The sequence below is a fragment of the Bradyrhizobium sp. WSM4872 genome (assembly GCF_055811715.1).
On sequence record NZ_JBVVPT010000019.1, the window covers coordinates 26,564 to 45,911 of the forward strand.

General features: G+C 63.6%; 19 protein-coding genes. 11 read left to right on the forward strand and 8 right to left on the reverse strand.

The annotated features are described in order from the left end of the window. The first annotated feature begins 24 nt into the window (after positions 1-24). Positions 25-1,329 (forward strand): ATP-dependent protease ATPase subunit HslU, encoded by a 1,305-nt coding sequence (gene hslU / locus AC0L3C_RS23420; protein ID WP_473409084.1) that lies wholly within the window; start codon positions 25-27, stop codon positions 1,327-1,329. A gap of 29 nt (positions 1,330-1,358) precedes the next feature. Then, positions 1,359-2,483 carry a hypothetical protein gene (locus AC0L3C_RS23425; protein ID WP_473283693.1) on the forward strand — a complete coding sequence of 375 codons (1,125 nt, stop codon included), beginning with the start codon at positions 1,359-1,361 and terminating at the stop codon, positions 2,481-2,483. A gap of 51 nt (positions 2,484-2,534) precedes the next feature. Here the strand turns inward: AC0L3C_RS23425 and AC0L3C_RS23430 are convergent, their stop codons facing one another. From AC0L3C_RS23430 to AC0L3C_RS23440, 3 genes are read right to left on the reverse strand one after another with little or no spacing between them, the layout of a single operon-like run. Beyond that, on the reverse strand, positions 2,535-3,125 hold the full coding sequence (locus tag AC0L3C_RS23430; protein WP_473264291.1) for a Smr/MutS family protein: 591 nt from the start codon (positions 3,123-3,125) through the stop codon (positions 2,535-2,537). Beyond that, a complete protein-coding gene (mltA, locus tag AC0L3C_RS23435; protein ID WP_473264290.1) occupies positions 3,122-4,648 on the reverse strand; it encodes a murein transglycosylase A in 1,527 nt (508 codons plus the stop codon). The genes AC0L3C_RS23430 and mltA overlap by 4 nt, the downstream gene beginning before the upstream one ends. Next, entirely contained in the window at positions 4,626-5,321 is a 696-nt protein-coding gene (locus tag AC0L3C_RS23440; RefSeq protein ID WP_027566245.1) for a Tim44/TimA family putative adaptor protein, read from the reverse strand. Before AC0L3C_RS23440 ends, mltA begins: the two co-directional genes overlap by 23 nt. A 415-nt stretch (positions 5,322-5,736) precedes the next feature. On the opposite strand from AC0L3C_RS23440, the gene secB reads away from it, so the two are divergent. Beyond that, positions 5,737-6,219, forward strand: coding sequence for a protein-export chaperone SecB (gene secB / locus AC0L3C_RS23445; RefSeq protein ID WP_007598595.1), 483 nt, complete (start codon positions 5,737-5,739; stop codon positions 6,217-6,219). On the opposite strand, the gene dnaQ is transcribed toward secB, so the two are convergent. The 4 genes from dnaQ to AC0L3C_RS23465 are packed head-to-tail and all read right to left on the reverse strand — an operon-like array spanning position 6,216 to position 9,087. After that, complete coding sequence (gene dnaQ, locus AC0L3C_RS23450) at positions 6,216-6,932, reverse strand: DNA polymerase III subunit epsilon (RefSeq protein ID WP_473283699.1); 717 nt, start codon at positions 6,930-6,932, stop codon at positions 6,216-6,218. The two genes, secB and dnaQ, sit on opposite strands and share 4 nt — an antisense overlap. Positions 6,933-6,960: 28 nt before the next feature. Continuing rightward, positions 6,961-7,560 (reverse strand): dephospho-CoA kinase, encoded by a 600-nt coding sequence (coaE, locus tag AC0L3C_RS23455; protein ID WP_473283701.1) that lies wholly within the window; start codon positions 7,558-7,560, stop codon positions 6,961-6,963. Between the two features lie 23 nt (positions 7,561-7,583). Next, complete coding sequence (locus AC0L3C_RS23460) at positions 7,584-8,192, reverse strand: Maf family nucleotide pyrophosphatase (RefSeq protein ID WP_473264287.1); 609 nt, start codon at positions 8,190-8,192, stop codon at positions 7,584-7,586. A 55-nt stretch (positions 8,193-8,247) separates the two neighbouring features. Further along, positions 8,248-9,087 (reverse strand): pyruvate, water dikinase regulatory protein, encoded by an 840-nt coding sequence (locus AC0L3C_RS23465; RefSeq protein WP_473264286.1) that lies wholly within the window; start codon positions 9,085-9,087, stop codon positions 8,248-8,250. Positions 9,088-9,153: 66 nt separating this feature from the next. Between AC0L3C_RS23465 and AC0L3C_RS23470 the strand changes: the two genes are divergently transcribed. The 8 genes from AC0L3C_RS23470 (at position 9,154) to AC0L3C_RS23505 (ending at position 18,160) form a co-directional block, all read left to right on the forward strand. Beyond that, positions 9,154-9,369, forward strand: coding sequence for a hypothetical protein (locus AC0L3C_RS23470; RefSeq protein WP_473264285.1), 216 nt, complete (start codon positions 9,154-9,156; stop codon positions 9,367-9,369). A 177-nt stretch (positions 9,370-9,546) separates the two neighbouring features. Beyond that, positions 9,547-9,981 carry a protoporphyrinogen oxidase HemJ gene (gene hemJ, locus AC0L3C_RS23475; protein WP_473409085.1) on the forward strand — a complete coding sequence of 145 codons (435 nt, stop codon included), beginning with the start codon at positions 9,547-9,549 and terminating at the stop codon, positions 9,979-9,981. Between the two features lie 246 nt (positions 9,982-10,227). Beyond that, positions 10,228-11,493, forward strand: a complete 1,266-nt coding sequence (gene rho / locus AC0L3C_RS23480) for a transcription termination factor Rho (protein ID WP_007598612.1) — start codon at positions 10,228-10,230, stop codon at positions 11,491-11,493. Positions 11,494-11,802: 309 nt separating this feature from the next. Then, positions 11,803-13,158, forward strand: a complete 1,356-nt coding sequence (gene mnmE, locus AC0L3C_RS23485; RefSeq protein WP_473264283.1) for a tRNA uridine-5-carboxymethylaminomethyl(34) synthesis GTPase MnmE — start codon at positions 11,803-11,805, stop codon at positions 13,156-13,158. Between the two features lie 431 nt (positions 13,159-13,589). Continuing rightward, positions 13,590-15,470 carry a tRNA uridine-5-carboxymethylaminomethyl(34) synthesis enzyme MnmG gene (gene mnmG, locus AC0L3C_RS23490; protein WP_473409086.1) on the forward strand — a complete coding sequence of 627 codons (1,881 nt, stop codon included), beginning with the start codon at positions 13,590-13,592 and terminating at the stop codon, positions 15,468-15,470. A 7-nt stretch (positions 15,471-15,477) separates the two neighbouring features. Beyond that, positions 15,478-16,251 (forward strand): 16S rRNA (guanine(527)-N(7))-methyltransferase RsmG, encoded by a 774-nt coding sequence (rsmG, locus tag AC0L3C_RS23495; RefSeq protein WP_473409087.1) that lies wholly within the window; start codon positions 15,478-15,480, stop codon positions 16,249-16,251. Between the two features lie 29 nt (positions 16,252-16,280). Continuing rightward, positions 16,281-17,135, forward strand: coding sequence for a ParA family protein (locus tag AC0L3C_RS23500; RefSeq protein WP_473264280.1), 855 nt, complete (start codon positions 16,281-16,283; stop codon positions 17,133-17,135). A gap of 140 nt (positions 17,136-17,275) precedes the next feature. After that, complete coding sequence (locus AC0L3C_RS23505; RefSeq protein WP_473264279.1) at positions 17,276-18,160, forward strand: ParB/RepB/Spo0J family partition protein; 885 nt, start codon at positions 17,276-17,278, stop codon at positions 18,158-18,160. Between the two features lie 150 nt (positions 18,161-18,310). Here AC0L3C_RS23505 and holA read toward each other — a convergent pair whose 3' ends face one another. Further along, complete coding sequence (gene holA / locus AC0L3C_RS23510; protein ID WP_473409088.1) at positions 18,311-19,339, reverse strand: DNA polymerase III subunit delta; 1,029 nt, start codon at positions 19,337-19,339, stop codon at positions 18,311-18,313. Positions 19,340-19,348 lie beyond the last annotated feature (9 nt).

Genomic DNA, 19,348 nt, shown 5'->3' on the forward strand with positions numbered 1-19,348 from the left:
GCATCTGATCCTAGCTAAGGTCCCATGACAGACTTTTCTCCCCGCGAAATCGTTTCCGAACTCGACCGTTTCATCGTCGGCCAGGCCGATGCCAAGCGCGCCGTCTCGATCGCGTTGCGCAACCGCTGGCGGCGGCAACAGCTCGAAGGTTCCTTGCGCGAAGAAGTGCTGCCGAAGAACATTTTGATGATCGGCCCCACCGGCGTCGGCAAGACCGAGATCGCGCGGCGGCTCGCCAAGCTTGCCAATGCGCCGTTCCTGAAGGTCGAGGCGACGAAATTCACCGAGGTCGGCTATGTCGGCCGCGACGTCGAGCAGATCGTGCGCGATCTCGTCGAGGTCGCGATCGCCCAGGTCCGCGAGCGCAAGCGCAAAGACGTGCAGGCACGCGCGCAGCTCGCCGCCGAGGAACGCGTGCTCGATGCGCTGGTCGGCGCCAATTCCAGCGCGGCGACGCGGGACTCCTTCCGCAAGAAGCTGCGCGCGGGCGAGCTCAACGACAAGGAAATCGAGATCGAGACGCAAGGCGGCGGCAGCGGCTTTCCGATGTTCGAGATCCCGGGCATGCCTGGCGCGCAGATGGGCGCGGTTTCGATCGGCGACATCTTCGGCAAGCTCGGCGGACGCAGCAAGACGCGGCGGCTGACGGTGGAGAGCTCGCACGAGATCCTCGTCAACGAGGAATCCGACAAGCTGCTCGACAGCGATCAGTTGACGCTGGAGGCGATCAGCGCGGTCGAGAACAACGGCATCGTGTTCCTGGACGAGATCGACAAGATCTGCGCCCGCGAAGGCCGCGCCGGCGGTGACGTCTCGCGCGAGGGCGTGCAGCGCGACCTGCTGCCGCTGATCGAGGGCACCACGGTCTCGACCAAGCACGGCGCGGTGAAGACCGACCACATCCTGTTCATTGCCTCAGGCGCCTTCCACGTCGCAAAACCGTCCGATTTGTTGCCGGAACTACAGGGCCGCCTGCCGATCCGCGTCGAGTTGCAGGCACTGACCCGCGACGACATGCGCCGCATCCTGACCGAGCCCGAGGCCTCGCTGATCAAGCAATATGTCGCGCTGATGCAGACCGAGGGCGTCACGCTCGACATCACCGACAACGCCATCGACGCGCTGGCGGATGTCGCGGTGGCCGTGAATTCCACCGTCGAGAACATCGGCGCGCGGCGTTTGCAGACCGTGATGGAGCGGGTGCTGGACGAGATCTCCTTCACGGCCCCCGACCGCAGCGGCGAGACCGTCAGGGTCGACGCCGATTTCGTGCAGAAGCACGTCGGCGACCTCGCCAAGAACGCGGATTTGAGCCGGTTCATTTTGTAAATCCGGGCGGCCCGCGCTATGGATGCGGCGTGACCGCACGCATCCTGCAAAACCCCTGGCGTCTCCTGCTCGCGATCAACGCGGCAATCATGGTCGGCGTCTTCGTTCACAAGATCCAGCTGCCGCCTTACGTCCCCTACATCCACCTCCTCGTCGACTATCATTTCGGCTTCATCAAGCGCGCGTTGATCGGGGCGATCGTCGCGCTGTTCACCGACAAGGTGCCGCTATGGCTGGTGTTCGCGCTCGGCGGCGCGGCATGGCTGGTGACGCTCGGTCTTTATGTAAGACTATTCGAGAAGACGTTCGGCTTCACCGTGAAGACATTGCCGCTGTTCGTCTTCATCGCGGGCTCGCCGTTCTTCCTCAAGAACTTCATGCACACGCTCGGCCATTTCGACATCTATGGCTGCGCGCTGGCGATCGTCCTGCTGTTGGTGCCCGCCGGCTCGCTGCTGTTCGTGGCGCTGGCTGCGCTGTTCTCGATCGTTCTCGTCCTGATCCACCACATCCATCTCCTGATGTATGTGCCGACCATCATCACCATCGTCGTGATCAGGCATTATCTGACGCACGGCTGCGATCGCACCAATGTCGCGTTCGGCATCATCGCCCTGCTTGCCGTTTCCACGCTGTTCTTCACGGCGCAGTTTTTGGGAACGATGCCGATCCCGGAGGCGGATTTCGTCGCCTATCTGAAGAGCCGGATGGTCGATCCGTCGCGGACCGACCTGCTGCAGTTCGCCTACATCTGGTATCAGCCGCTGGCGCAGGAGATTTCCGACACCTGGGGCCGCCTGCCGCACAACATCCTGGGCGTCCCCGTGTTCGTGCTGTTGATCTGGCTGCACACTCCGCTGTGGCGCTATTTTGCGAATTTGATCGGCGCGCTCGCCAACGACACACATCGCCGTCTCGTGGTCGCGGCGCTCGCCGGCGTCAGCCTCGCCTGTCTCGTGATGTTCGCGATGATCTTCGACTATTCGCGCTGGATCTCGAACTGGGCGGTCTGCATGTTCCTGATCCTGCACGCGGTGAAGATGCTGCCCACCGCTCACGAGACGCCGTTGATTCCGGCGGAAGACCGCAGCGCGAATATTTTCGGTTTGGTCCTCACGCTGATCCCGCGCGTAGGGATCGTGCGACCGTTTTAGACGATGCGCTCCCTCTCCCGCTCGCGGGAGAGGTTGGAGCGAGCCCCGCGGCTAATATCTAGCCCGCCTGATCCGCACGTAAAGCGCGCCCTCGCCGCCATGGCCGATGCCGGCCTCTTCGAACCCCACGACGAAGGCGCGGAATTCCGGCAGGCTCAGCCATTCCGGCACCTGACGGCGCAGCACGCCGCTCTCGCCGCCGCTTCGGCCCTTGCCGGTGATCACGAGCACGAACGTCAGGCCGTCATGATGGGCGCGGTGCAGGAAGCCGGTCAGCGCGCGATGGGCACGCATCTGGGTCATGCCGTGCAGATCGAGCCGCGCCTCGATCTCGCTGCGCCCGCGCGACAGCTTTGTGCGCTCGCGTTTGCCGAGCGGCGCAAGCGGCGGCACGGCGGGTTTCGCTGCACGCGGTGCCGGGACGGCGGCAATCGGACGTGGCGATGACGCAGGCCGCGTGGCGGGCGCTGCGGGGGAAGGCTCGGCGCGCGGCGCAGCTTGCGCCTTCGCCGCACGAGGCTTCCTCAGCGGCTTGACCTGCTTTGCGACCGTATCCCACAGCGCGCGCTCTTCCTCGCTCAGCGCGCGACGGCGCGGCGAGGGACGAGGCTCCAGCACGGGCGGACGGGACGATCGCTTCATTGCTGGTGGGAACGACTCTTCGGGTGCCTGCGCGGTTCGCGGACAGGTTCTATCACGGGACGCGGCGCCGGCAGCGGCACCGGGCCGGCGATAGCGACCGTGTCAGTCTTGTTCGGCGCGACAGCTCCGGCAGGAGCAGCGGTCTTCGCAGGCTCGGTTTGCGGAAACAGCTTTGCAATTCTCTCCGACGGCCGCGGATCCGGCACAGGGAGCCGCGCGCCGCGCGTGGTGGGATCGAGGCCCTTCGGCACCAGCATCACGAAATGCATGGCATGGCGCAGCCGCCCGGAGACGCGGCCGGCCTCCTGACCCGCGCCGAAATAGAGATCGGCGCGCGCGGGCCCGATGATGGCCGAGCCGGTATCCTGCGCGATCATCAAGCGATGGAATGGCGTCTTCGACCGATCGGAATCGATCGGCAGCTCGCCTTCGATGAAAAACGGAGTGCCGTAGACGTGCAGCGATTTGTCCACCGCGATCGAGCGGCCGGCCGTCAGCGGAATGCCCTGCGCACCGACCGCCTCTTCCTTGTCGGACAGATTGACCTCGCGGAAGAAGATGTAGGAGCGGTTCTGGCGCCGCAGCTCCTTGGCGCCGTCAGGTGTCTGCGCCATCCACTCCCTGATCCTCTGCATCGACATCTCTTCCTTCGGAATGATGCCGCGCTCGATCAGGATGCGACCGACGGCGGTGTAGGGATAGCCGTTATAGGCGTCGTAGTTGAGCCGGACCGTGCCGCCGTCGTCGAACTTGATCCGCGCCGAGCCCTGGATCTGGGCGAACAGCAGATCGGTCGGGTCCTTCAGCCAGGCAATCTCGAGTCCGCGGCCGGCGATCTTGCCGTCCTCGATCTCGGCGCGGTCGTAATAGGGCACGAGCTTGCGGCGGCCGATCTTGCGATAGACCGGGCCCTTGTTGGGCAGGCTGACCGAATCCTGCTTGTAGCCGCGCACGAACAGGTTGGAGGGGCGGCGATAGACCGGGACGTTGTAGACCTCGGTCTGCGTGCGCGATCCCTCCAGCACCGGCTCGTAATAGCCGGTGACGAAACCGTCGGGCTCGCCGAGGCGCGAGATCCGCAGCGGCGCGAAATTCTCCTCGAAGAAGATCTTGGCCCTGGCATCGTCGGTAAGCTCGAGCGATTTGGCGACCCGGCAGGGTTCGCCCAGCGACGCGCCCAAAGCCTTCGGTTCGGGCGCGCCGGTCTGCGCGCTGATCGGCCGGCAGCTCGCGCGAAAGGTCTTGTAGGCGGCGAGATGATTGTCGTCGCCCCAGCCCTTCACATCGGCCCAGGCCAGCGGCAGATATTGCGCGCCGGGAATTTCGAGCGGCAGGGGGAGCTGCGGATACGGCAAGGCCCGCGGCGGCGCGGCGGGCAATTCCGGAAGATGATGGTGATGGCTGCGATAGTGGCGCCGCGCCGCCTCGGCACCGAGTGAAAACGACGACAGCGCGACGGCACCTGCGCAAAGCGCCGTCGCGCAGGTCTTCAGGAAAGCCTTAATTCGCGCTTCCGGTGCCAACCAGCTTCCAGTTCGGATCGCGAGAGGTGATGTCGCGGGCGAAAGTCCAGATGTCGGTGATGTCGGCGACCGTGTCGGCGCTGCCGTCGACGATGTTGCCGGCCTTGTCCCGCGTGGCTGAGATCATCTGCGAGACGAAGCGGATCGTGAGCTGGGCCGTGCGGTCGCGCAGCTCGGCGCCGACGAGCTCGGCCTTGTCGATCGAGACAAAGCGCGTCTCGGTCTTCTGCTCGTTCTTCTCGCGCTCCTTGATCGCGGCATCGAAGCTCTCATAGACCTCCGACGACAGCAGGTCGCGCAGCGCGCGGCGGTCGCCATTGGCAAAGGCCAGCACGATCATCTCATAGGCGCCGCGGGCGCCGGAGATGAAATGGCGCGGATCGAAGGTGGAATCCTTTTCGACAATGGAGTCGAGACCTTGGGCGAGCACGGTGCCCGGCTCGGTCAGGCCCTTCCAGCGGTCGGAGGGCGGGGTCGGCTCGGCCGTCGGCGCCAAGGGGGCCTGGTCGATGACCTTGCCCGGCATGGTGACGACGTTCTTGTCCTGGGCACCCTGGAGCGCGTTGCGGTCGAACGGCGGCCGCTCGTTACCGGTGCGCTGCCCCAGCACACTGCGCAGCCTCAGAAAGATGAAGACCGCAAGCGCCAGGAAGATGATGGTGTAGATGTCCACGTCGTATTCGCTTTCTGGTCGTCTGTAGAAGGGGCCGTCTCGAAGGATCGTGCCGGGAAAATCGATCCGGCCAGTAGACCGTTCCATACCGGAACGGCAAGTCTACATCACCATTTCGGGTCCGCGCGTCAGGTCCGTGGGATGTAGGCACGAAATCTTGCCCGGCCAATGGCGCCTTTTGGCACAGCACCGAGTGTAGCGCGTTTTATGCTTAAGGGGAAACCCGATCCTGACCGGAAATCGCGCATCTTCAATCGTTTAAGCCGCGGTTACGCGGGATCGACGGGGTGAACGCCATAGTTGTGGGCGTGGCCGGAATTCCCCATCCGGGACCGTTCGTCCTTGTGGAACGAGGTAGCCCTATGTTAGCCAACCGCCGCGAAATTCAGCCCCAATCGGGTAAGGAGACACTCTTATGACCAACGGTAACGGCACCCCTCCCGAGGCGGCCCAGGCTCCCCAGCTCAACGTCCTGGCGCAATATACCAAGGACCTCTCGTTCGAAAATCCGAATGCGCCCAGCTCGCTCCAGCAGCAGAGCCAACCGCCGCAGATCAACATCCAGATCAATGTCAGCGCCAACAACCTGAGCGAACAGGAGTTCGAGGTCACGCTGTCGGTCGAGGGCAAGGCCGAGACCGCCGGCAAGATCATGTTCTCGTTCGAGCTCGCTTATGCCGGCGTGTTCCGCATCTCCAACGTGCCGAAGGACAATTTGCATCCGCTGGTCATGATCGAATGCCCGCGCCTGCTGTTCCCGTTCGCCCGTGAGATCATCGCTACTGCCGTGCGCGACGGCGGGTTCCCGCCCTTGATGCTGGACCCGGTCGACTTCGTCGGCCTCTATCGGCAGAACATGGAGCGGCAAATGGCCGCTCAGCCGAGCGGCCAGGCCTAACCAGCCGAAGCGACAGCTGGAGCGGGCAAGAACTCGTTCCAGATCGCCTTGTCGCCGAGCGTCGCGATGAAGGCCCGGTGGGCCTCGCGCTCGGCGTCTGAGATTCGCGGCGCGAGCGGCGCTGGCCGCTGCCGCCGTGGCGCATCGGCAGCCCCATTGGCGCGAGTCTCTTCGGATTCCGAAGCGAGCAGCAGCTGCGATTGCCGCGCGCCGACGAGATCCACATAGACTTCCGCAAGCAACTCAGCGTCGAGCAATGCGCCGTGCTTGGTGCGGCGTGAATTGTCGATCGCATAGCGCGAGCAGAGATCGTCGAGCCGGTTAGATACGCCGGGATGCTTGCGCCGTGCCAGCAGCAGCGTATCGACCAGCCGCTCACGCGGGATCCCCGGGCGCTTGATCCGGTCGAGCTCGGCATTGATGAAGCTGATGTCGAACGAGGCATTGTGGATCACCAGCGGCGCGTCGCCGATGAACTCCAGAAAATCGTCGACGACCTCGCGGAACAGCTGCTTCGTCGCCAGGAACTCGGCCGACAGCCCGTGCACCGCAAAGGCTTCTGCCGGCATGTCCCTTTCCGGATTGATGTAGACGTGGAAACTCTGCCCCGTCGGCATGCGATTGAGCATCTCGACGCAGCCGATTTCGACCAGGCGGTCTCCCCGCAGCGGATCGAGGCCGGTGGTTTCGGTGTCGAGAACGATTTCGCGCATGATCCAAGAAGCCGTGTCAGGCGGCGAATCAGGCGCGCCGCTGCGGCATCTTAACGACCTCGGCCAGGATGTGCGCGATTTGGGCGCGCACCGGCTCGAGTCCATGCGACGTATCCACCACAAAATCAGCACGCTTGCGCTTGTCCGCGTCGGGTGTCTGCTTGGCGATGATGGCGTCGAGCTTGGCCTCGTCCATCGTGCCGCGCGCCAGCACCCGCTCGCGCTGCAGTTCCGGAGACGTGGTGACGACGACCACGGCGTCGACCCGCGTCTCGCCGCCCGTCTCGAACAGCAGTGGAATGTCCAGCACCACGACCGGCGCGTTGGTGGCTTCTGCGTCGGCGAAGAATTTTCTCCGGGAAGCGCCGAGCATCGGATGGACGATCTGCTCGAGCTGCTTGATGGCGGCGGCATCGTGCACCACACGCGCCGACAGTTTTGGCCGATCGACCTTGCCGTTCGCGGTGGTGCCGGGGAACGCGGCCTCGATCGCGGGCGCAGCCTCGCCCTCATAGAGCTGATGGACGGCCGCATCGGCATCGTAGACGGGGACGCCGGCCTCCGCGAATAATTTCGCGGTGGTGGATTTGCCCATCCCGATCGAGCCGGTCAGTCCCAGGATCCGCATCAGCGCCCAGCCATCTCTGCCAATTACACTGCAACTAGCCGCTCGCGCCGCAGGAACGCAAGCAGCGGCAGCAACGGCAAGCCGAGAATGGTGAAGTGGTCGCCCTCGATACGCTCGAACAAATGAATGCCCAGGCTTTCGAGCTGATAGCCGCCGACGCTGGTGGTGACGGCATCGCCGGCGATGTCGAGATAGGCCGAAAGCTCGGCCTCGGTCATCTGCCGCATGGTGAGGCGGGCGACCGAGACCTCCTCGAAGATGATCTCACCATTACGTGCTATCGCCACGGCGGAATTCAGCTCATGGCATTGGCCGGAGAGATCGCGCAGTTGCGCCAACGCTTGGGCACGGCCCGCAGGCTTGTTGAAGAGCCTATCGCCAAGCGCCAGCGTTTGATCCGCACCGATGACGGTGCTTCCAGCGTGATGGACCGAGACCGCTCTGGCCTTTTCGCGCGCCAAAAGCAACGCAATCTCGCGCGGATCTGAAAGCCCGGAGGCGGCCTGGATACCGCGCTCGTCGATATCAGCCGTGATCGCCTTGAACTCGAGCCCGGCATTGGCCAGCAGCATCTTTCGCGCGCTGCTCTGCGAGGCCAGGATCAACGAGGATTTGCCGAGCCACAGACCCATTGCGAAACTATTCCCAAGACTATTCCCAAGGATATTCCAAAGACTGTTCTCAAATTTATTCAGACGGCCGGTTACGCTGGCGATCGCTGTAGAGTTTCATGATCGCCGCGGCGGTTTCCTCGATCGAGCGCCGCGTCACGTCAAGCAGCGGCCAATCGTGCTTGGCGCTCAGCTTGCGGGCAAATGCGACCTCCTCGGCGACCGACTGCTTGTCCGTGTAGGTGTCGCCGCTGGAATCGGCGCCCATGGAGAGCAGGCGGTTCGTGCGCACCTGAATCAAGCGTTCCGGCGTCGCATGCAGGCTCACCACCAGCGGTCGCGTCAACGTTTCCAACTGCGACGGCACCGGAATGCCTGGAACCAGCGGCACGTTGGCAGTGCGGATGCCACGGTTGGCAAGGTAGATCGACGTCGGGGTCTTGGAGGTGCGGGAGACACCGACGAGCACCACGTCCGCGTCGTCGAGCCCTTCGACATGCTGGCCGTCATCATGGATCATCGTGTAGTTCAGCGCGTCGATGCGCTTGAAGTATTCGGCATTGAGCACGTGCTGGGCGCCGACCCGGCCGGTCGTGGCAGCTCCGAGATACGCCTCGAACAGCTGCATCACCGGGCCGATGATCGACAGGCTCGGAACATTGATCCCCTTGCACTTGTCCTCGAGCCTGGAGACCAGATCCTTCTCGAGCAGCGTGAACAGCACGATTCCCGGCGCTTCCTCGATCTCGTCGAGCACACGATCGAGCTGTTTCTGGCTGCGCACCAGCGGATAGACGTGCTCGACCGGCGTCACGTTGGCGTATTGGGCGGCAACGGCCCGCGCGACCGTGATCAGCGTCTCACCGGTGGAGTCGGACACGAGGTGCAGATGGAAATAATTGCTCGAGGTCGGCACAAAAGACCTTTGTATGAAACCCGTGTGGTTTGTGGATTTCTGTGGACCTTAACCCCTCGGAAAGGGATGTGCGACACCGCGGGCGGGACAAGTGCCAATTTTCTTCACACCACTGCCCGTGAGAACAAGTTCGGCGCCCCGTCGAAAGAGAAACGGGATTGTGCCGATAACCCTCTTGATAAGCTGCCGACAGAAACGCGCAAGCCTTTGAAGCTGACCGCCTTATCGAAAGCGGCCAGCGCGATCAGGGATATGTTGATGGATGTGAACAAGCGCGTGTGAACGGGCGGACGGAATTGTGTGAGTCCAATTCACCGTCACATAGACTCAAACCTTAAGAATCTAAGATTCTTATTGGAGAAGGGCGCTACGGACGGATATGTGTGCAGGCAAGACCTTAACGAGTTCTTACTATCCCCAGCGTTCCCCCTCGGCTGGGTAGAAATCCGGACCCCAGACATGTTTGAAGACGTCTATCTCTGGATCAAGGCGCTGCATGTGATCGCGGTCATCTCCTGGATGGCCGGCATGCTCTATCTGCCGCGGCTGTTCGTTTATCATTGCGAGGCCGAAATCGGCTCGAAGCAGTCGGAAACGTTCAAGATCATGGAACGGCGGCTGTTCAAGGCGATCATCAACCCCGCTATGATCGTGACCTGGCTCGCCGGGCTCTATCTCGCCTGGGCTGGACACTGGTTCAGTTTCGGCTGGCTGCACGTAAAACTGGCACTGGTCCTGGCGATGTCCGCGGTCCACGGCTTTTTTTCGCGCTGGCTGAAGGATTTCGCGGCGGACCGGCGCCCCCGGAGCCAAAAATTCTATCGAATTATCAATGAGCTACCTACTGCCTTGATGATTCTGATCGTCATCATGGTGATCGTGAAGCCGTTCTAGGCAGGGGTCGCGAACAATCGCTCAGTGCTTCTGCTTGCGGAGTGAGAGGCGATTTTCTATATTAGCAATATCCCACCCAACGCAGGCGGATGTGGTCGTGTCTGAGCTTTCCAGAGGCCGGACACCCCATCAGGTTTGAAGCCTCACCGGCGCTCTCCTTGCCAGACCTGCGGACCTTACCTTTTCGCGTCCGCATTTCAGAGCCTCCTCGCACCCCCTCCCAGGTTACCCCACAGGACCACCCCAATGCGGGAAATCAAACTCCAGGACCTCAAGTCGAAGACGCCGGCCGAGCTCGTCTCGTTCGCGGAAGAGAACGGGGTCGAGAATGCCAGCACCATGCGCAAGCAGGAGCTGCTGTTCGCCATCCTCAAGCAGCTTGCGCTCGCCGAGACCGACATCGTCGGTGAAGGCGTCGTCGAGGTTCTCTCCGACGGCTTCGGCTTCCTCCGCTCGCCCGATGCGAATTATCTGCCGGGCCCGGATGACATCTACGTTTCGCCCTCGCAGATCCGCCGTTTTGGCCTGCGCACCGGCGACACCATCGAAGGCCACATCCGCAGCCCGAAAGAAGGCGAGCGCTATTTCGCGCTGCTGAAGGTCAACACGCTCAATTTCGAGGACCCGGAAAAGGCCAAGCACAAGGTCAATTTCGACAACCTCACGCCGCTGTTTCCGAATCAGCGCTTCCGCATGGAAATCGACGACCCAACGCGGAAAGACCTGTCTGCAAGGGTGATCGACATCGTCGCGCCGATCGGCAAAGGCCAGCGTGCTCTGATTGTCGCGCCACCGCGCACGGGCAAGACCGTGCTGATGCAGAACATCGCGCACTCGATCGCGCATAATCATCCCGAGTGCTATCTGATCGTGCTCCTGATCGACGAACGTCCGGAAGAAGTTACGGACATGCAGCGTTCGGTGAAGGGCGAGGTCGTCTCCTCGACCTTCGACGAACCGGCGGTGCGCCACGTCCAGGTCGCCGAGATGGTGATCGAGAAGGCCAAGCGTCTGGTCGAGCATGGCCGCGACGTCGTGATCCTGCTGGACTCCATCACGCGCCTCGGCCGCGCCTACAACACCGTGGTGCCGTCATCGGGCAAGGTGCTGACCGGCGGTGTCGACGCCAACGCGCTGCAGCGGCCGAAGCGGTTCTTCGGCGCGGCCCGCAACATCGAAGAGGGTGGCTCGCTGACGATCATCGCGACCGCGCTGGTTGATACCGGCAGCCGCATGGACGAAGTCATCTTCGAAGAGTTCAAGGGTACCGGCAACTCCGAGCTGATCCTCGACCGTAAGGTTTCGGACAAGCGGACCTTCCCGGCGATCGACATTTCGCGCTCCGGCACCCGCAAGGAAGAGCTGATCACCGATCCGGTGGTCCTGAAGAAGATGTACGTGCTCCGCCGCATCCTGAATCCGATGGGGACGATGGACGGAATCGACTTCCTGCTCGACAAGCTGCGCTCGACCAAGAGCAATTCCGAGTTCTTCGACTCGATGAACACCTGATTGCAGTGCAACATGACCAAAGGGCGCCTTCGGGCGCCCTTTTTCGTTGTGCGGCTTTGCTGCAGCGAAGGTGCAGCATTGTGGGGCGCCTGCCGCTTTTAGCGGATGTCGCCTAATACATTGATATGATTTGCGAATAGCGAGATCAGGGGCGTCGCTCATTCCGTTGGAAGTGGTTCTTGCAACAGGCGCTCGCGAAATTGTTGCATCGCAACACGGGCTTTGCTGCAGGAATTGGTGCAGCAAATCGCGCGATTTGTCTGCCGAAACAGATGTTTGCCTTTTCGCTTTCAGCCGGACAAATAGGTCATGCATCCGCGAGACCACACCATCTTTGCGCTGTCGTCCGGCCGTCCGCCAAGCGCGCTCGCGGTGGTGCGCGTCTCCGGGCCAGGCGCCAGCCTGGTGCTGACGACGCTGGCGGGCAAGCTGCCGGCGCCGAGGCAGGCAAGTCGCCGGCTCCTTCATGACGACGCGGGCCAGCCGATCGACGATTCGGTGGTGTTGTGGTTTCCAGGCCCCGCCAGCGCGACCGGCGAGGACGTCGCCGAATTCCACGTCCATGGCGGCCGCGCGGTGCTGGCGGCACTCTTCGCCGCTATTTCCGTAATTCCGAATACGCGTACCGCCGAGCCCGGCGAATTCACCCGGCGTGCCTTCGAGAACGGCAAGCTCGACCTGACCGAAGCGGAGGGCCTCGACGATCTCATTCACGCCGACACCGACCGGCAGCGCCGCCAGGCGTTACGGCAGCTGCAGGGTCTCCTTGGCAGTCGCGCGCGCGACTGGCGCGAGCGCATCATCGAGGCCTCGGCCTTGATCGAGGCCGGCATCGATTTCTCCGATGAGGGCGATGTGCCCGCCGAGTTGATGGCGCCTGCGGTCAAGGCGATCAGTGCGCTGCACGACGAAATCGCAGAAGTCCTTGCGGCACAGGGACAAGCTGAACGCTTGCGCGACGGCCTCGTGGTTGCGATCGCGGGCGAGCCGAATGTCGGCAAATCGACGCTGATCAACCAGCTCGCGCGTCGCGACGTGGCAATCGTCTCGCCGCATGCCGGCACGACACGCGATGTAATCGAGGTGCAGCTCGATCTCGACGGCTATCCCGTCACGGTGATCGACACCGCCGGCATTCGGGAGACCGACGATCCGGTCGAGCAGGAGGGTGTACGCCGGGCGCGAGCCCGAGCCGAAGACGCCGACCTCGTGTTGTGGCTGGTGGAGGCGGGGCGCGCTGTCGATCCGGCTGCGATACCGTTGCTGGGGAAGTCCGGCAACGCAGGCAATCGCTCCGGCTCGGTCTGGACCGTGCGCAACAAGGTCGATCTCGGCGGGGTCGAGGACGTCGGACCGCGCGGTGAGTTCCGAATCGCAGCGAGCCGGGGCGACGGCATTCCCGAACTGGTCGATGCCCTCGTGAAATTCGCTGCCGTCTTCTTCGGAACGACCGAGGGGGCATTGGTGACCCGGGCCCGGCAGCGGGATCTGCTGCGCCGGGCATCGGACAGCTTGCGTCGGAGTCTGGAGCTTGTAGAACACGGCGAGGAGCTTGCCGCCGAAGAGCTGCGGGCTGCCGCCTATGCCTTGGGCCGACTGCTGGGTCGGGTGGACGTTGAGGACGTCCTGGGGGCTATTTTCCAGAAATTCTGTGTTGGAAAATAGCGCTAGTGCTTCATTGTAGAATTAGCCTTTGTTCCACTTCTTGGCGTTTCACGTGAAACAAGGCGGGCGGTTCCCAGATGTTTCACGTGAAGCGTCTCCATCACCCAATTCTCCGGTCTGAAACGTAGCAGCTAAGGAGCGGGTGAGCGGAGAGACCGGGATCACCCCTCTCGCGCCGATAGGGGTATGCCGCTGCCATCCCTTCGGAGACCGGCCGGCATCTGGGCATTACGACCTCCGGTCCATGTCCTTATCCTTCGAGAGTCCCGTTTTCTCGCACTGAAAACCGCAATCTTTCCAAGGGCCATTCTACTGTGCATGGGGTTGTTTTCGCGAAAACACTCGGGCATCGCTTGCCCCGTTTCACGTGAAACAGCCGCCTCTCCAGTTTCCACTTCCGGCTTGCCCGCCTCTGAGTTAGAAGTCCGCCCATGCGAACAGAGCGAGAGAGCTTCGACGTCATCGTGATTGGCGGCGGCCACGCCGGCTGTGAGGCCGCTTCTACGTCTGCCCGGATGGGCGCGGCCACGGCGCTGGTGACGCACCGTTTCTCCACGGTCGGCGCGATGTCCTGCAATCCCGCCATCGGCGGCCTCGGCAAGGGCCATCTGGTTCGCGAGGTCGACGCGCTCGATGGTCTGATGGGCCGGGTCGGCGATGCCGGCGGCATCCAGTTTCGCGTCCTCAATCGCCGTAAGGGCCCCGCGGTCCGTGGTCTGCGCGCGCAGGCCGACCGGAAGCTCTATGCCGCCGCGATGCAGTCGGCGATTCGGGAGACCGACGGTCTTTCGGTGATCGAAGGCGAGGCCGACGAGCTGATCGTGGTCGAGGGACGGGTGATCGGCCTGCGCCTGGCAGATGGCCGCGAACTTCGGGCAGGGGCTGTCGTCGTCACCACCGGCACCTTCCTCCGCGGTCTGATCCATCTTGGAGAGAAGAACTGGCCGGCCGGCAGGGCTGGCGAGGCGCCTGCGATGGGTCTTTCGATCTCCTTCGAGCGTGCCGGGTTCACCCTTGGACGGCTCAAGACAGGGACCCCGCCGCGACTGGACGGCTCGACGATCGACTGGTCCGCGGTCGAAATGCAGCCGGGGGACGAGCCTCCGGAGCCGTTTTCGGTGATGACCCAGCGGATCACGACCCCGCAGATCCAGTGCGGGATCACCCGAACCAATTCAGCGACCCACGAGGTGATCCGGGCCAACGTCCATCGCTCTCCGATGTACTCCGGCCAGATCAAGAGCTCCGGACCGCGCTATTGCCCCTCGATCGAGGACAAGATCGTTCGCTTCGGCGATCGCGACGGTCACCAGATCTTCCTGGAGCCGGAAGGGCTCGACGACAGCACTGTCTATCCCAACGGCATTTCGACCTCGCTGCCGGAGGAGGTCCAGCTCGCCATCCTCGCAACCATTCCCGGCCTGGAGCGGGTGAAGATGGTCCGGCCGGGCTATGCCATCGAATACGACCACATCGATCCGCGTGAGCTCGATCCGACCCTCCAGACCAAGCGTCTGCGCGGCCTGTTCCTGGCCGGGCAGATCAACGGCACGACCGGATACGAGGAAGCGGCCGGCCAGGGCATCGTGGCCGGCCTGAACGCGGCTTTGGCTGCGAGCGGGGCCCCGTTGACGGTGTTCGACCGGGCCGATGGGTATCTTGGTGTGATGATCGACGACCTCGTCACCCGCGGCATCAGCGAACCCTATCGGATGTTCACCTCCAGGGCCGAGTACCGGCTGACGCTGCGGGCGGACAATGCCGATCAGCGTTTGACCGAGAAGGGCATCGCCCTGGGATGTGTTGGGAGCGCCCGGACCGTGCATCATCGCGCCAAGATGGATGCCCTGAATGCGGCTCGAGCGCTGTCGAAGTCGCTGACGATCACCCCGAACGAGGCTATCAAGCAGGGTCTCACCCTGAACCGGGATGGTCAGCGTCGCTCGGCCTTCGAGCTGATGGCGTATCCCGAGATCGGCTGGAGCCAGGTCCGTGCGATCTGGCCGGAGCTCGCTGCCATCGATCCTGTCATTGCCACCCATCTCGAGATCGACGCGAAGTACGACGTCTATCTGGAGCGCCAGAGCGCCGACGTCGAAGCCTTCAGGCGGGACGAGGGGATGGTGCTGTCGGACGTCGATTACCAGCAGGTCCCCGGTCTTTCCAATGAGGTCCGGGCCAAGCTGGAGAAGGCGCGGCCGTTCACCGTTGGCCAAGCCGGCCGAATCGACGGCATGACGCCGGCCGCGCTCGGGATCCTTGCGGCCTATCTCCGCCGCGAAGCGCGGAAGACTTCCAAAGCAATCGCATAGGTTTCACGTGAAACAGCGCGCGCCGGGCGGCGGCGGATCATCATCAGAGAAACCCTCGGCGGGTGAGGGCGCCGGTCGTCGCTCCGAACCGGCGCCGACCAAGGCGAAGATCGACAAGGCCAGCGCCAACGATCGATCATTGGACGCCGTCATCGCGGCCGACAAAATTGCGGCGCTCAAGCTTGCGCCCGTTTCACATGAAACCGAAACTCGGCTCGATCGCTACATCGCACTGCTCCGGGAGTGGCAGGCCAAGACCAACCTGGTCGCGCCCTCGACGTTGCCGCATCTCTGGACCCGGCACATCGCCGATTCACTTCAGCTCGTCGCTCTTGCCCCGTCGGCCAAACGCTGGGCCGACCTTGGTAGCGGCGGCGGCTTCCCCGGCGTAGTGCTGGCCTGCGCTATGGCAGGAACGGCCGGGGCGAGCGTCCATCTGGTCGAGCGAATCGCCAAAAAGGCCGCCTTCCTGCGCGAAGCCGTCCGCGTCACGACATCTCCAGGAGTCGTACATCTCGCTGAGATCGGGGATAATGTGGATAGAATCACCGGCCCGGTCGATTGCGTCACCGCGCGTGCGCTGGCTCCGCTACACCAACTCATCGGCTTTGCGGAGCCGCTGATGCGCCAAGGCGCAAAGGCGTTGTTTCTCAAGGGTCAAGATGTAGAGTCTGAATTGACCGAAGCCACTAAATATTGGAATGTTCAGCCGCAGCTCCACCGAAGCCGAACAGGCGACGGTTGGATCGTTGAGCTGGCTTCCGTCGAACGGCGCGGGTGAGGCGTCAGGGGCCGAGTGGGGAATTTGCGATGAGCGTGATTGACGAACCGCAGCAGGAACAGACCGCCGCCGTCCCGCAGGGCCATCCGCGCATCCTGGCGCTGGCGAATCAGAAGGGCGGCGTGGGAAAAACAACCACGGCGATCAATCTCGGCACGGCGCTCGCTGCGATCGGCGAACGTGTCCTGATCGTCGATCTCGATCCGCAGGGCAACGCCTCGACCGGACTCGGCATCGATCGCCGCAACCGCTCCTGCTCGACCTATGACGTTCTGGTGGGCGAGGCGAGCCTGCGGGAAGCGGTAGTGTCGACGGCAGTGCCGCGGCTGCATATCGCGCCCTCGACCATGGATCTCTCCGGCCTCGAGCTCGAGCTCGGCACCACGCCCGGTCGTGCGTACAAGCTGCGTGACGCGATCAGCGTGCTCAACAACAACGTCTCGCCCGACGCCGATTACACCTACGTGCTGATCGACTGTCCGCCCTCGCTCAATCTGATCACCGTGAACGCGATGGCGGCTTCCGACGCGATCCTGGTGCCGCTGCAGTGCGAATTCTTCGCGCTCGAAGGTTTGTCGCAACTGCTGCAGACGGTGGAGCAGGTGCGCTCGACGCTCAATCCGAACCTGTCGATCCACGGCATCGTGCTGACCATGTTCGACTCGCGCAACAATCTCTCGAACCAGGTCGTTGCCGACGTCCGGCAGTTCATGGGCGAGAAGGTCTACAAGACCATGATCCCGCGCAACGTGCGCATCTCGGAGGCACCGTCCTACGGCAAGCCGGTGCTGGTCTACGATCTCAAATGCGTCGGCAGCGAAGCTTACCTGCGGCTCGCCACCGAAGTTATCCAGCGCGAGCGCGAGCTGCGAACGACGCATTAGAGGTGCTGTAGGGTGGGCAAAGGCGTCTCGCCGTGCTCACCATCTTCCGTACATAACTAACTGGTGGGCACGCTTCGCTTTGCCCACCCTACGACAATTCAGTTCTGGAGTGCTGCAGCGTGAATCCAAGGGAGCTGGCGATGGCCGACGAAGCGCGTTCGCGATTGGGCCGGGGTCTTGCGAGTCTGATCGGTGATGTCGGTGGCGAGGCCCAGCATGTCGATCGCCCGCGCGCGCAACGCAAGGTGCCGATCGAGTTCATCAAGCCCAATCCGCGCAACCCGCGCCGCACCTTTTCGGAAGGCGAGCTCAGGGAGCTCAGCGATTCGATCAGGCAGCATGGCGTGATCCAGCCGATCGTGGTGCGCCCGGTGAAGGGGGCGCAGGACCGCTTCGAGATCATCGCCGGCGAGCGGCGCTGGCGCGCCTCGCAAATGGCCGGCCTGCACGAAGTGCCGATCGTTCCCGTCGACATCAGCGACAGCGATGCGCTGGAGTTCGCGATCGTCGAGAACGTGCAGCGCGAAGACCTCAACCCGATGGAAGAGGCGCTCGGCTATCACGCGCTCGCCAACGAGTTCAAACGCAGCCAGGACGACATCGCCAAGGTCGTCGGCAAGAGCCGCAGCCACATCGCCAACATGATGCGGCTGACGAAGCTTCCCGCGGAGGTGCAAGCCTTGATCACGAGCGGGAAGCTGACCGCCGGTCACGCCCGCGCGCTGATCGGCGTGCCTGATCCGCTCGCGGCCGCCAAGCGCATCGTCGAAGAAGGCCTCAACGTCCGCCAGACCGAGGCGCTGGCGCATGAAGAGGGCGTGCCGGAGCGCAAGCCGCAGAAGGCGCGCACGGGGGCGAAGGAAAAGGACCCCGACACGGTCGATCTGGAGAAGCGCGTCAGCGATGCGCTGGGACTCAAGGTCACCGTCAGTCACCGCGACCCCGGTGGCTCCGTGCAGATCAACTACCGCAACCTCGATCAACTCGACGAGGTGATGCGGCGGCTGGCGAAGGGCGCGATCTAGACGCACCCTCGATGTCGTCCTGGCGAAGGCCAGGACCCATACCGCGTGATGTCTCGATTGGAGCTGGTCGCAATACCGGACTACGAATCTTCCCCAAACCTCTCCTTGGGGTAATGGGTCCTGGCTTTCGCCAGGACGACATTGGGAGACTCAGCCCCGCCGCCTCGCGTTCGCGGCGATCGCCATCAGCGTGCGCTGGGCGATGGCGGCGGCTAGCGTCGATTGCTTGCGCGTGTCGAGCGCGGCGGTCGCGAGCTGCTCGATGATGGCGGCGAGCCTCGCCACGCTGAAATTGCGCAGTGCGGTTTCGACCGCGGGTTTCCGCGAAAAATGCAGGCGCGGATAACCGCTGTCGAGCACGGCGGAAGCGGGCGTGCCGTCGGCGATCGCGAGCGCCGATTTGTGCAGCCACGCCGCCTGGCGCTGCGCCGCGGAGATGATCACCCCGGGGTAGGTGCCGGCGATCATGGCTTTGGCAAACTCGTTCTCGACGATCTCGGGTCGCCCGGCGAAGGCGCCATCGACGATCGGATCGAGTTTCAGCTCCGACGCATCGGCGACCACGGCCATCACGTCATCCAGCGTGATCTCGCCCTTGCCGTGAGCATAGAGCGTGAGCTTGCGCAGCTCGTTGCGGGAGGCCTGCCGGTCGCCGCCGAGGAACGACATCAGCGCCGCGCGGGCATCCTGCGCGATGCGCAAATTGGCGATGCGGAGCTCGTCTTCCATCAGCTTGGCGAGGTCGCGCTCGGTATCGGGATAGCAGGCGATCGCGACGGCAGTCTTGGCGCGTTCGCAAGCCTTGCGCAGTGGCGATTCCGGGCGCAGCTCGCCGGCCTCGATCACGATGCGGCAATCCTTCACGCCCATCTCCGCCAGCGTGTCGATAGCGCTGGCAAAGCTGCGCGAGCCGGCGCGCACGCGGATGGCGCGACGGCCGCCGAACAGCGGCACCGTCATGGCTTCGTCGACGAGGCGCGACGGCTCGGCGGAGAGCTCGTCGCCATCGACCTTGACCAGTGAGAACGGATCGTTGGGATCGTCGACGGCCGAGGCGATCAGCGCATCCGCGCGTTCGCGGACCAGGCCGGCGTCAGGACCATAGAGCAGGATAATCGGACGGCCCGCATCGGGGCGGGCGAGAAAGGCGTCGATCTCTTTTCCGCGCAGCGCGACCATGGTGCCTGG